At 61.3% G+C, this 12,262-nt stretch carries 12 protein-coding genes and 1 tRNA gene; 4 read left to right on the forward strand and 9 right to left on the reverse strand.

What is annotated here, in order from left to right:
• Positions 1-70 precede the first annotated feature (70 nt).
• Entirely contained in the window at positions 71-1,063 is a 993-nt protein-coding gene (locus MHY13_RS11705) for an MsnO8 family LLM class oxidoreductase (protein ID WP_239283209.1), read from the reverse strand.
• A 29-nt stretch (positions 1,064-1,092) separates the two neighbouring features.
• Positions 1,093-2,322 carry an Ig-like domain-containing protein gene (locus MHY13_RS11710; RefSeq protein ID WP_239283210.1) on the reverse strand — a complete coding sequence of 410 codons (1,230 nt, stop codon included), beginning with the start codon at positions 2,320-2,322 and terminating at the stop codon, positions 1,093-1,095.
• A gap of 212 nt (positions 2,323-2,534) precedes the next feature.
• On the opposite strand from MHY13_RS11710, the gene MHY13_RS11715 reads away from it, so the two are divergent.
• Positions 2,535-2,610, forward strand: a tRNA-Lys gene (locus MHY13_RS11715).
• Between the two features lie 51 nt (positions 2,611-2,661).
• Here MHY13_RS11715 and MHY13_RS11720 read toward each other — a convergent pair.
• The 5 genes from MHY13_RS11720 to MHY13_RS11740 form a co-directional block, all read right to left on the reverse strand.
• Positions 2,662-3,423: an ABC transporter ATP-binding protein gene (locus MHY13_RS11720; RefSeq protein WP_204611104.1), complete on the reverse strand. Its 762-nt coding sequence runs from the start codon at positions 3,421-3,423 to the stop codon at positions 2,662-2,664.
• On the reverse strand, positions 3,414-4,469 hold the full coding sequence (locus tag MHY13_RS11725; RefSeq protein WP_086588451.1) for an iron ABC transporter permease: 1,056 nt from the start codon (positions 4,467-4,469) through the stop codon (positions 3,414-3,416). Before MHY13_RS11725 ends, MHY13_RS11720 begins: the two co-directional genes overlap by 10 nt.
• Complete coding sequence (locus MHY13_RS11730; protein WP_239283211.1) at positions 4,469-5,632, reverse strand: ABC transporter substrate-binding protein; 1,164 nt, start codon at positions 5,630-5,632, stop codon at positions 4,469-4,471. Before MHY13_RS11730 ends, MHY13_RS11725 begins: the two co-directional genes overlap by 1 nt.
• A 90-nt stretch (positions 5,633-5,722) precedes the next feature.
• Entirely contained in the window at positions 5,723-7,000 is a 1,278-nt protein-coding gene (locus MHY13_RS11735) for a glutaminase (RefSeq protein WP_049361009.1), read from the reverse strand.
• Positions 7,001-7,050: 50 nt separating this feature from the next.
• On the reverse strand, positions 7,051-7,329 hold the full coding sequence (locus MHY13_RS11740) for a DUF3618 domain-containing protein (protein ID WP_005323988.1): 279 nt from the start codon (positions 7,327-7,329) through the stop codon (positions 7,051-7,053).
• A gap of 96 nt (positions 7,330-7,425) precedes the next feature.
• On the opposite strand from MHY13_RS11740, the gene bcp reads away from it, so the two are divergent.
• The 3 genes from bcp to MHY13_RS11755 all read left to right on the forward strand — a co-directional run bounded on the left by bcp (position 7,426) and on the right by MHY13_RS11755 (position 9,585).
• Positions 7,426-7,893: a thioredoxin-dependent thiol peroxidase gene (gene bcp, locus MHY13_RS11745; protein WP_005327287.1), complete on the forward strand. Its 468-nt coding sequence runs from the start codon at positions 7,426-7,428 to the stop codon at positions 7,891-7,893.
• A gap of 3 nt (positions 7,894-7,896) precedes the next feature.
• A complete protein-coding gene (locus MHY13_RS11750; RefSeq protein ID WP_239283212.1) occupies positions 7,897-8,523 on the forward strand; it encodes a TetR family transcriptional regulator in 627 nt (208 codons plus the stop codon).
• 75 nt (positions 8,524-8,598) lie between these two features.
• Positions 8,599-9,585: an HNH endonuclease signature motif containing protein gene (locus MHY13_RS11755; protein WP_204611098.1), complete on the forward strand. Its 987-nt coding sequence runs from the start codon at positions 8,599-8,601 to the stop codon at positions 9,583-9,585.
• Between the two features lie 211 nt (positions 9,586-9,796).
• On the opposite strand, the gene MHY13_RS11760 is transcribed toward MHY13_RS11755, so the two are convergent.
• Positions 9,797-10,945, reverse strand: a complete 1,149-nt coding sequence (locus tag MHY13_RS11760) for an SPFH domain-containing protein (RefSeq protein WP_239192227.1) — start codon at positions 10,943-10,945, stop codon at positions 9,797-9,799.
• A gap of 59 nt (positions 10,946-11,004) precedes the next feature.
• Positions 11,005-12,153: an alpha/beta fold hydrolase gene (locus tag MHY13_RS11765; protein WP_239283213.1), complete on the reverse strand. Its 1,149-nt coding sequence runs from the start codon at positions 12,151-12,153 to the stop codon at positions 11,005-11,007.
• Between the last annotated feature and the right edge of the window lie 109 nt (positions 12,154-12,262).

Raw genomic sequence — 12,262 nt, forward strand, 5'->3', positions numbered from 1 at the left:
CACACCGAGGATTTCCCGTCGGGGGCTAGATATATGCTTCCGGAGCATATACTTTCCGGAAACCTACAGGTCAATCCGTGAAAATCCGCGATTCCGGACACACTTTTTGACCCTTAACCCGCATGCTCGCCAGCAGCTCCTCCGAGCGTGCCCGACCGGCCACATCTGGCATATCTCCGGTCACCACAAACTCACTCACGCCCAGCCGCTTGCCGACGTCCCTTAGTTCCTCCCCCACCTCCTCTACCGTTCCCCACACGTCATGGGCCAGGGCCTCCTCAATGCGCCGGCGCTGCTGCCCCGTCAGCGCATCCATATCCAGCTCTCCTGCAGGCCGCAGGGCCGCGAACTCGCCGTTGGATTGCGCGAGTACCTTGGCATAGGCCTCCGGTAACAACAGATCACGGGCGGCCGCGGACGTATCGGCAACGGCGATATTGAGCGAGGAGATGATAGGTGGGGCGTCGGCAAGCGCATGCTCCCGATACACCCGCGCGGCCGCCTCCTGCGTGGCCACTGGGCCGCCTAGGATGACGCCGAGCCCCATCTTGGCCGCAACCATGGCCGATCGAAAGCCCGCCAACACGTAGATCGGCGTGCCCGCATACTCCGGCCGCACCGTCACCGCTTCCTCGCCGCGCAGGTAGCGCAACAGCGTTGCCAGCTCCGTCTCAAAGCGCTGCTTCACCTCAGCCGGGTCACCCTGGCGCAGCGCCCGCCGCACCGGGCCGGTAAAGCCGACAGAGGAACCAATTCCAATATCGATGCGCCCAGGATACAGCGCCTCGAGGAGATTAATCTGCTCGGCCACCAGAAACGGCGGATGATTCAGCAGCATGATGCCGGCCGTGCCCACCCGAATGCGCTGCGTGTGCGCCGCCACGTGCGCCGCCAGCATGCCCGGCTGGCCCGCTGGAATGCCCGGCACGCCGTGGTGCTCGGCCACGAGAAATCGTCGGAAACCAAGCCGCTCTACATGCCGGGCGTGCTCAGCCACCTGGTCCAACGGCCCTGCCGCCCCGCGGTCTAAAACAGAAAAGCGCATGGCCACCACTGTAGCCATGCGCTCATCGCCTGCGCCGCTCTTGGGCGCTACTGATTGGCATCCGCGTTGCCCTTGGACCACTCGTCCCAGGACATATTCCAGTCACCCAGGCCGTCCATCGCATTAAGCGTTTCACCGTAGGTATTGAACACGCGCACCACGTCGCCGCGCTTCATCGTCTCCTGGAACCACTGGGCGGCCTCCGGCGTCACGTTGATGCAGCCGTGCGAGGTATTGGTATTGCCCTGCGCCCACACGGACCACGGAGCGGAGTGGACATAGATGCCGGAATAGGACATCTGGGTAGCCCAGTCCACCATCGTGCGGTAGCCGCCTGCCTCATGGGCTAGGCCAAAGGTCTCGGAGTCCATCAGCAGCTGCGGGTGCTCATCGCCAATGATGTAGCGCCCGTTTGGCGTATCGTACTGATAATCGCGGCCGAGCGAGACCGGGATGGCGCGCAAGAACTTCTTATTCTTGAAGACCTTCATGGTCTTGGTGGCGTTATCGATAATCGCCACGGTGCGGTCACCGATGGTGAAATTGGTCTTGGCGTTCTCGCCGCCATAGATTCCGCCGCCTAGGGCCTTGCCGTACTGGTCCACCTTCACCTCAACCTTGGTGCCTGGCTCCCAGTATTCCTTTGGACGCCAGCGCACCTCCTGGTTATTGACCCAGTAGAAAGCGCCCTTAACCTCGGGGTTGGTGGTCACAGTAATGGTCTTCTCGGCCGCCTTGCGGTCCGTAATCGGCACGCCGAAGTTCACGCCAATGACCTGGCCTACGCCGACCTCAGAATCCGGGATTGGGCTAAGCGAGACTTCGGCAACGCCCGCTGCTTGCGGAGTGGAAAAACTGAGTTTCTTCTTGTTGCCATCCGCATCGGAGGCCACGATGGAATAGGTGTGGTTATAGCCCAAGTCCTCCGCCGTAGACCACGTCTTGGCGTCCTTGGAGAGCTTTTCTTTGACTTCCACGCCCATTTCATTGGTCATGGTGACGCTTTTGAGCTTGCCGGTGGTCTTCACGGTGACGGGCTGGGACGGATCCACGTTCTGTGCCCCGTCTTTCACGGAAGCCTTCAGACCACCCTTTTTCTTTTCGGACTCTTTGCCACTATCCTTCGCGCCGTTCGCGCTTGCGGCGGCGGTGGATTCTTGGTCAGCGGCCTGATTCTCGGCAGAGGAATCAGAGGAGCAGGAGGCGGCGGCTAGGGAAATGCACGCAACGCCCGCGGCCGCGATGAGGCGGCGCGCACTAGGGAGGGAATGTTTCACTGAGTTGCCCTTAGACACGTATTTGCTGCTTTCAAAGACCAATTTAGATTAGCGTCTCGCTCCAGCAATTACCAGAAGCCACTTCAGGCATTAACCAATTCGTTATACACTCCTAAAAATATGCGATGACCAGGCGATTTTACACTTTTCAAGAATGGCTGCTAGAGTATCTACTCGTTGCACAGAGAGCCACACGGCAGGAAGTCAACAATGCGCCATTAGCTCAATTGGCAGAGCAACTGACTCTTAATCAGTGGGTTCGGGGTTCGATTCCCTGATGGCGCACCACTTAAAAATTTAAATTAAAAAATTAGGCCGGGCAATCGCCCGGCCTTTTTGCTATCTCACCCGCAGCGGCGCAATGAGTGGAGCGCCGCCATGCTGGACGACGTCCGCCTCTACCCCATACACGCCTTCCACGAGTTCCCCCGTGAGAACGTCCGACGGCGCGCCCTGAGCGCGAATATGGCCCTTCTTAAGCACCACCAGCTGGTCGCACATGCGCGCAGCCAGGTTGATGTCGTGGATGGCCACTAGGCCTAGGCTGCCGTCGCGCTTCGCCTTCGCACGCACCTCATCCAATACAAAGATCTGGTGGTGCAGGTCGAGGGCGGACGTAGGTTCGTCGAGAAGCATCAGGCCTGGGTTGCCCACCAACATCTGCGCCACCGCCACCAGCTGGCGCTGGCCGCCGGAAAGCTCATTGAGGTAGCGCGAGGCAATCGCGTCTAGGCCCAGCGAGTGCAGCACCTCACCGGTGCGCGTAATCGGGTCCTCGCAGGCCTCACGGCGCGCAGAGATCAGCACGGCCTCAAATGCCCGCAGCGCGGCTGTGCTCGTGAGATCCTGCGGCACGTAGCCGATGAGCTGCCGGCGACGCTTGCCGCGCGGGGCCGTGCCATCGACGCGGAAATCCACCTCACCATCGCAGCCGCGGTGCACGCCGGCCAGGGACTTGATAAGCGTGGTCTTGCCGGAGGCATTCGGACCCAACAGGCCCACCAACTGCCCGCCGTGGAGTTTTTCCACATCCACGGACTCCAGCACGCGGTGCTTGCCATAGGCCGCACTCAGCCCGGAAATAGTCAGTTCTACGTCCACAATGCCCTCCTTCGGGTCATAACGATGGCAATGAAGAATGGCACGCCCAGAAGCGAGGTAACAATGCCAATGGGAATAGCCAGGCCCGGCTTAATCATCAGGCTCACCGCATGCGCGGCACACATCACGGCCGCGCCCGCCGCCATGGAGGCCGGCAGGAAGTAACGCTGATCCTCACCCACCAACATGCGGGCGATGTGCGGGCCTACCAAGCCAATGAAGCCGATGATGCCCGCGAAGGCCACGGTGGTCGCCGCAACGAGCGAAACCACGATGAGCACCACAACGCGCAGGCGGGAGGTATTGATGCCCATGGCGGTAGCGCGGGCGTCGCCAAGCCGCAAGGCAGTAAGGCGCCAGCCCAGCGCCCACAAAATGGGCAGGGCGATAATCAGCACGGCCGCCAGCACGCCGTTGGCCGCCCAATTGGCGCGGGTAAGAGAGCCCATGGACCAAAAGACGATCTGCTGCAGCGCCTCGGCCGAGGACTGGTACTGGATAAGCGCCAGCATGGCCTGGAAGAAGAACACCAAGCCGATGCCCAGCAGCACCATAGTCTCCGCCTTCGCGCCGCGGATAACGGCCGCGATAACAATAATGGCCGTAGCCACCGCGGCAGCAAGCCACGCCATCAGCGCCAGGTTGAACTGCGGCTGCGCAATCAGCTGCCACTTGAGCACGATGGAGGTGGCGCCGCCAAACGCGGCGGCCGCGGAAATTCCGAGGGTAAAAGGCTCGGCCAGCGGATTGTTGAGGATAGTCTGCATTTCCGCGCCGGCCAAAGACAGGGCCATGCCGATGAGCACGGCCATCACGGCCATGGGCAGGCGCAGCTGCCACAGCACCGTGCGCGTCTGGTCATCCAGCCCCGCGGGATTCACGATGCCCTTCATGACCTCGGCCGGGCTGATATCAATCGCGCCCACAAAGTTGCTGATAATAAAGGCCACGGCCGCAATCAGCGTCAGGCCCGCAACGATGCCTATGCGTTGCCAGGTTAACCTCTTATGTTGCCGCGCGAGGGCGGCTACCTCTGCGCCCTCCATTAGTTGGTGCTAAAGAAGGTTCCCTCGCCGGAGACCGGCGAGTACTTTTCTTGCGCATCCATCCACTGCTTGGCGACGTCCATATCGGCATACGCCTCCGGGTCGATCCACTCGGCCACCTGCAGCAACGCTAGGTAATTAAACGGCGAATTATAGAATTGGTGCCACATGCTGTGGAAGTGGTGTTCCTTGACCGCACGCAGCTTATCGAAGCCAGCCTGCTTACCCGGCAGCTTAGCCACACTGCCCTTGGCTTCCTTTTCATCGATGCCGTAACCCACTGCAGCGTATCCGACAGGGTGGCCTTCATCGTCCTTCATCTCAGACCAATCGCCACCGGTGGCAATAACCATGTCCGGGTCAGATTCCAAAACCTTCTCCGGGGTGATAGTGCCGGATTCGCCCGGGATGATTTCATCCGCAATATTCTCGCCGCCGGCCGCGTTGACCAGCTGGGAGATATTGGAATCGTTCCAGGAGCCGCAGCAATCGGACACACCGGCCGATCGCCAGACGAAGGCCCTTGGCTTGTCCTTTACCTGCTTCGCGCGGTCCTCAACCAGATCCACCGTCTTTTGCCAATCCGCGTTGAATTCCTCAGCGCGGTCCTCTTGGCCAAAGATCTCACCGAAGATGTCCATAGTCTTAGGCGTACTCTCCAGCGGGTCGCGGCGGAAGTCGGTGACCGCATACTTCAAGCCAGCCTGATCCATCTTGTCGGTCAGGCCAGCTTCGCGGGAGGCATCGTATTGATCCAGCGAGAGCACAATGAGGTCCGGGTCTAGGCTCACGAGTTTTTCTACGGTGACATCGCCCTTGGCAAAGCCGCCGATCTCTGGAACCTCGTTTACGGACGGCAGTTCCTTTTCCAGCGCCGCGTAGTAATCCGGCACGGTCTGTTTAAGATCCGTGCCAATGCCGACGACCTTGTCCAGCGGATTATCGGTATTAAGAACGCCGGTAGCAAAAAGCGATCGGCCCTCGCCCAAAATCACGCGATCGGGAGCCTTATCCAGTTCCACGTCACGGCCGATGATATCGGTGAAGGAGAACTCAGCATCGCCGCTGGAGCCGCCAGTTACTTCCTCGGCCGCACCGCAGCCGACCAGCGCCATTGCCGACGCCGCCACAACCGCCATCACTTTAAGGGGAGTATGAGCCATTTTCAGTCCTTGATCGTTGGATGCCCTCGCGGCTAACGCGAAGGGCCTTACATAGGACATCCTAACCTGACTAGGTAAGGTAACCCAAACCTAAACGGGTTCGCCGTTGATCGCGTAGTCTTCCGGCTCGCCCTTGGGCACCTCGGTTCCGTCCGACATGGTGCGATCTTCCAGCTCCCCATCCGGATCCACGATGGCAATATCGAAGCCAGACTCGCGAATTCGGCGCAGCCCCTCCTTCAGCATGCGTCGGCCCATGCGGTTCGTGCCCGTAATATGCGATAGCTCGAGCACCACCGTGCCCTCGCCAAAATCCGACTCCATCAACTCGTACAAGATAGTCTCGGCCGCGTTGAAGTTGATCAGGCCCTGCAGGTAGATCACGGTCAGCTCCGCGTCCTGCTCCACCTTGCGCACCGGGTTCACGCCATAGCGCTCGTCCGTAGACATCAGGTGCAGGCCCATGTCCTTCGACAACAGCTTGAACGCATCCACCCCGCGCACCGAGTTGCCTTCCTTGTTCAGTCGCGGCGAGAATGTCGCCACGCCCAGCTGGCCCGGCAGCGTGCCCAGCAGGCCGCCCGAAACACCCGACTTCGCCGGGATACCCACCTCGGCCATCCATCGGCCGGCGCCGTCGTACATGCCAGCCGAGCTCATTACCGATAGCGTCAACCGGCACACGTCCGCATCGAGAATCTTGTCCCCCGTCACCGGCTGCACGCCACCATTCGCCAACGTTGCCGACATCACGGCCAAATCCCGCACCGTCACCACAATCGAGCACTGCTCAATATAGGTCGACACCGCATCGTGCGCCTCGTCCTGGATGATGTCGTAGTTGCGCAACATGTGCGCCAGCGAGAGGTTGCGTTCGCTGACTTCCAGCTCGGAGGAACGCATGGCGTCGTCGATAAGCAAATCGCGCCCCGCCAGCCGCGAAAAATAGGTGCGCAGGCGCTCCACGCGCGCGGCAGGCTCCGAATCCACGCCATTAATCAGCTGCGTGACCGCAATCGCGCCCGCATTAATCATGGGGTTGACCGGCCGGTGATCATCGCGGTTGAGCGAAAGCTCGTTGAAGGCCTCGCCCGAAGGCTCCATACCCACAATCTCGCGCACCGCGGAAAGACCAAGCTCCTGGAGAGCCAGCGCATAAACAAAAGGCTTGGACAAGGATTGCAGGGTAAATTCCACCTCATCATCGCCCGCAGAGTAGACGTGGCCGGTGGTGGTGCACATCGCGGCGCCGAGATACTCGGGCTCTGCCTTGGCCAGCTCCGGAATATAATCCGCCACGGCACCGTCGCGATTATCGCGCACCTTGGTGAGGATTTCCTGCAAATAAAAAGGGATTGGTGTCTTCATCCCAACCCAGCCTACGAAAAAAGTCCCCGCGGTGTGCGGGGACTTCACAATTAGTGGCGCTCGGACAGCAGGCGCTGCAGCTCCTTCAGGTCGCTCTTGCGGCGGCGAGAGCGGAAGACCGAGAAAGCAATCAGTCCAACCACAGCGGCGCCGACGCCGCCCAAGGCCATCTGCACGTTGCGGTCCTGCAGCTTATCGGTAGCCGCGGTCTTAGCCTCGTTGGCAAAGTTCTGCGGCTTGCTGCGCTGTGCCAGCTCGTCCAGGGTGCCGGCCAGCTGGCGGCGGGTGCGCTCGATATCGCGCTGAATGTCTTCAATATTGCGTGCCACGAAGTTCTCCTCTTAACTTAGGTTCGCTCTTAACGGGGTCATTCTACCCCGCCGGCCCAAAAGCGTGCAGCCCGGGCGGTAAGTAAGGTGGAAACTATGACTGAAAACCGTTTGAACGTTGGAGATACCGCCCCTGCCTTTGCGCTTGCCGACGACGCCGGAAACACCGTTTCCCTCGCCGATTACGCAGGCCAGCGCGTACTGGTCTACTTCTACCCCCGCGCCAATACCCCGGGCTGCACCAAGGAAGCCTGCGATTTCCGCGATTCCCTGGAACAGCTCAATGATCTCAATATTGCCGTCGTAGGCATCTCGCCTGATAAACCGGAGGCGCTGGCGAAGTTCCGCGCGGACCACGAGCTGAACTTCCCGCTGCTTTCGGATCCGGATAAGTCTGTCATGACCGCCTACGGCGCGTTTGGGGAAAAGAAAAACTACGGCAAGGTGGTCCAGGGCGTTATCCGCTCCACCTTCCTGGTCGAGCCGGATGGCACCATCGGCCAGACGCACTACAACGTCAAGGCCACCGGCCACGTTGCCCGCGTGATGAAGGGGCTTAGCTAGCGCGTGGGAGAGATTCTGCTACCGCGGCGTCGGCCAGCGCAGGCGCGCAGTCGCGAGCGCTTCGAGCGCATTCTGCAGGCCGCCCGCGCCGTGCTTGTCGACGTCGGCTTTGAATCCTTCACCGTCGACGAGGTCGCCCACCGCGCCGGGGTGCCCATCGGCACGCTGTATCAGTTCTTTGCCAATAAATACGTGCTCGTCTGCGAGCTCGACCGCCAAGACACGGCCGCCAGCCGGGCCGAAGTCGAGCGCTTCTCCCGCCGCGACCCGGCCGCGCAGTGGCCCGATGTGCTGGATGAAACCATCGATCACCTGGCGCGCATGTGGCGCGAGGATCCCTCCCGGCGCGCCGTGTGGCATGCCGTGCAATCCACCCCCGCCACCCGCGCGACGGCCGCAGATACCGAGCGCCAGCTGCTTTTCCCCTTGTCAGAAATCCTCTCCCCGCTCGCGCCGTCCATGAGCGATGACGAACGCATTGACCTGGCCGGCTTCCTTATCCACAGCGTGGTCTCGCAGCTCAATTACGCAACTGCGGGCGACCCCAGTGGCTTTGATGCCGTGGTCGTAGAGATTAAGCGCATGCTCGTTTCGTATCTATTTGCCATTGCGGCTCACTGGGGCAGTTGACGCTTAAACAAGTTATCCACAGCTGCGGACGTCTTCACCTCGGCTCACCCGCCGGCGCTGCTTAAAGTTGCAGCCATGAGCGCACTTAAGGCCTATGCCACCCACATAGCCTCGGCGATGGACATCCTCGCCGAGGCCCACGGCATGTCTGAGCGCGCCCTTCTCGAGCTGGGCTTACCTGACGTCGAGGCCCGCGACCTCCGCGCGCTGGCCGCGGTCTACTTCGGACCGACCGGCTTTAGCCGCAAGCAACGCCACGCAGCCGCGGCCGCCCGCCACCACGACCTCATAACGCTCAAGCTGATTGAAAAGTACGTCTCCCGGGTGCGTACTAAGCGTGAGGCGTGGAACCTGCGCGTGGAGCTGTGCCGCCTGCGTGGGCCGGCTTCTGAAATTGCCCGCCGCGCCAAGCAGCGCCTGCGCGAACTTCGCCCGCGCCGCATGCCACCCCGCGAAGGCGTCCAACTCCTTCGCCGCCCTAACGGACCGTGGACCATGCGGATTACCGCACCCTCGGCCTTCCTTGCTGAATTCGACGCCGCGCTCGACCCCGACCGCCCCCTCGATTCCCTCCGCGACCTCCTTCGCGGCACCGGCGCGCCTTCCGCGCGCACCACCACCAACGTCATCATCCCGCTCAACGCTCTAGACCAAATCCTGGACGGCGACGGCGAGGAAGTCACGCTGCGCCTTAGCAATGGCGCCACCATTTCCGGCGCCGAACTCGTCGAGCGCACCTTCACCGAGCACGGCCTGGCGACGCTTATCCACCCCGTCAAGGGCCCAGTCAACCTGTATCGCACATCGCGCTACGCCACCGAGAAACAGCGGCAGATGGCCGCGGCCGAAAATCCCACCTGCCCATGGCCGCCGTGCAACCATCCGGCGGACAAGGCCCAGATCCATCACCTCAAGGCGTGGAAACACGGCGGGTTGACCAATATGGAGAACCTGACGGTATGCTGCCCCTACCACAACGGGGTCAACCAAGATGATCCAAATGCCCCGCCGCTGCGCGGGCGCCTTGCCCGGGTCAATGGCAAGGTCCGCTGGGTCCGTTAGCGCTGCCTCTGCGAGGTAGCGCTACTCGGCGTGTCATCGGCCATAAGAATGTCGTGGACAAGGTCGCGCGCGGCGCTTAACGCATCACGGCCAGAGTCAGGATGGCCGTCGGTGGCGAAGACCTGACACTCGTGATCGGGGATCACCTCCGCGCGGCGGGTTATGCCACGCTGCGCGGTATAGGCATCAAAGAGGTTATCGATGCTCAGGGCTACTCCTCGTTTTTTAGTTGCTCGCGCAGCTGCTGGAAATACTCGCGGGCAGCCTGGGGCTGCGCAGTGGAGTGCGGGCCCTGCTGCGGCTGCGGCTCTGCCTGCTGGTGCTCGGAGCGTTGCTGCTCAGCGTGCTGGGAAGCGGCGATGGCTTCGCGCTTGGCGCGTTCGGCCTGTCGCTTAGATTCGCGCTCGATTTCTTCAGCGCGGGAAGGCTTCTTAGGCTGCGGGCGACGGCGCTGCGACGGCTCCTCGGCAGAGTCGAGGGCGCGATTGGCCATGAGGACATCGCGCATACCGCTGAAAAGATCGCCCATCCCCTGCGGGTTAGAGGGCATGTAAAGAACGGACGCCTGGCCGTTGTGGGAGACGTCGACCATTGCGTCGAGGTACTGGGAGACCAGCATGAGGGCTTCGGGGGATTCTTCCACGCCGGCGTCGCGAAGCATCTCGTACTGCTGGGCAATGCCCTCGACGATTTCCTTACGCTGGTCGGCGACGCCGCGGCCCTGCAGCTTCTTCGCCTCGGCTGCACCCTCAGCTTCCTTGACCACGCGGATCTTTTCAGCCTCCGCCTGGGCGACGGCCGCCTCGCGCTCGCGCTGCGCCGCGTTAATGGAGTTCATGGACTCGCGCACCCGGGAATCGGGGCGAATATCGGTGACCAAGGTGTTGACAAAATTCCAGCCATACTCGGCCATGTTGTCGCGCAGGGAGGCCGCAACATTGCGGGCGATGGTGTCCTTGGAGGAGAAGGAATCATCTAGGTTCATATTCGCTACGGAGGAACGAACATTGTCCTGGACGTAGGCCACAATCTGCTGCTCGTGATTGGAGAGCATGTAGTACGCCTCGCGCTCGCGCCCCTGGACTACCTCGTACTGCACGGCAACAGGGATTTGGACGAAGACATTGTCCTTCGTCTTGGTCTCCACCATCACATCCAGCTGGCGCACCTGCAGCGAAATCTTATCGCGTACACGGTCCACCCACGGCATCTTAAAGTGCAGGCCAGCATGCGCCACCTTTTGGAATTTGCCCAAACGCTCCAAAATGGCAGCTTCGCGAGTGCGAACGATGAAATAGCCATCGAAAAGCGTTCCCAAGATAATCAGCAGGATAAAAACTATTACTATGGTGGCAATCATTGAATCTCCCTAAATGTCGTGATGATCACTAATATTTTCGCATAGGAAATAGCGAAATGCTAGTGATCGTCGATAAGCGAAAAGAGCTTCCCCAAGATGGTCGCACCATCCTCGCGGATGCCGTTGTGCTGGAATTCATTGTTAATCCACGGCCGCAGGTCTCCCAGGTGCGCGGCCGTAGCCAAGGACTCCTCGAGCGGGACGAAAATATCATCGACGTAGATGGCCGCGGCCGTGGTGGGCACCTCGCCCAACGCATAGGGCGGGGAGAATTCGTGGCGGGCAAGACCATGGGCGGCGTCGGCAAACGCGTGCAAGGCTGGGTCCTCGTCGAACTGCCAGGGGAAAATGTGCTCTCCGGTCAGCCAGGTGCCGCCCTCAGCAAACTCCGGAAATTCCTCGCGCACGCGGTGCGCCGCCCAGTTCGTAGCGGCCTGGCCACCGGCGCCGCCATAAATCGACTCATGGATTGCGGCGTACAACGGAGCGTCTGCAAAGCTCACGCGCTGGCCGACGTCCGCCAGGAAATCACCCCGCAACCGCTTCTCCCCCGCCTCGGTGCGGAAGGGCTCCTCCAGCAGATAGGCCAGCGAATCAAAGCCGGTGCCACGGCCGAGCTCAATGCCGATGGTACGAAAGCGCAGCGCGGACAGGCGCTCACCGGTAGGAAGCCGCTCATCTGAATTGTCCAGGTGGGAAATGATCTCCTCGATCCGGCCTTGTGCCCACGGGAATTCGCGGTAGAAACGCTGCTGGCGGGCCTTGAGTTTGCTGAAGGTAGCGCGGTAGAGCTCGTCCGCGCCCTTCAGCGTGGGGATGCCGCCGGTGAAGAAAGCATGCTCGACGCGCTCGGGTGCCTGGGATAGGTAGGCGGTGATGCAAAAACCGCCGAAAGACTGCCCGAACAGCGACCATTTCTCGAGTCCGAGGTGCTCGCGCAGGCGCTCGGCATCGCGGACGATATTGTCTTGGCGCAGCAACGCCAAGTGCTCTGCAGTGCGCTCTGCGGCCGGGCTAAGCGCATCAATGCGGTGCGAGCGGCCGGTGCCGCGCTGATCCATGAGGATAACGCGGTAGCGCTCCAGTGCCTTGCCAATCAGCCCCGTAGGCGCCAATGGCCGAGGCGCCGGGAAACCAGGACCGCCCTGCAGGTAGAGCAATGCGGGCAGGCCCTCGCCGCCGGGCGGGATTATTTCGCTTGAGTTCAGAGGGTCGTTGCAACACTTTCCCTTAGGAGGGTGTTGTTGTGTCTGAGATTATTGGCCCGTTTCATTCGTTGTCTGAATCGGATCGTCGTGGCTTAGTTGCCTTGGTTGG

This window comes from Corynebacterium sp. ACRPE (assembly GCF_022347435.1).
Taxonomy (GTDB): Bacteria; Actinomycetota; Actinomycetes; order Mycobacteriales; family Mycobacteriaceae; genus Corynebacterium; species Corynebacterium tuberculostearicum_D.

Excerpts from the sequence above, each read along its gene's own strand:
- MHY13_RS11705 (WP_239283209.1), bottom strand. The coding sequence starts at position 1,063 with ATGGCTACAGTGGTGGCCATGCGCTTTTCTGTTTTAGACCGCGGGGCG.
- MHY13_RS11725 (WP_086588451.1), bottom strand. The coding sequence starts at position 4,469 with ATGGAGGGCGCAGAGGTAGCCGCCCTCGCGCGGCAACATAAGAGGTTA.
- MHY13_RS11730 (WP_239283211.1), bottom strand. The coding sequence starts at position 5,632 with ATGGCTCATACTCCCCTTAAAGTGATGGCGGTTGTGGCGGCGTCGGCA.
- MHY13_RS11735 (WP_049361009.1), bottom strand. The coding sequence starts at position 7,000 with ATGAAGACACCAATCCCTTTTTATTTGCAGGAAATCCTCACCAAGGTG.
- bcp (WP_005327287.1), top strand. The coding sequence starts at position 7,426 with ATGACTGAAAACCGTTTGAACGTTGGAGATACCGCCCCTGCCTTTGCG.
- MHY13_RS11755 (WP_204611098.1), top strand. The coding sequence starts at position 8,599 with ATGAGCGCACTTAAGGCCTATGCCACCCACATAGCCTCGGCGATGGAC.
- MHY13_RS11760 (WP_239192227.1), bottom strand. The coding sequence starts at position 10,945 with ATGATTGCCACCATAGTAATAGTTTTTATCCTGCTGATTATCTTGGGA.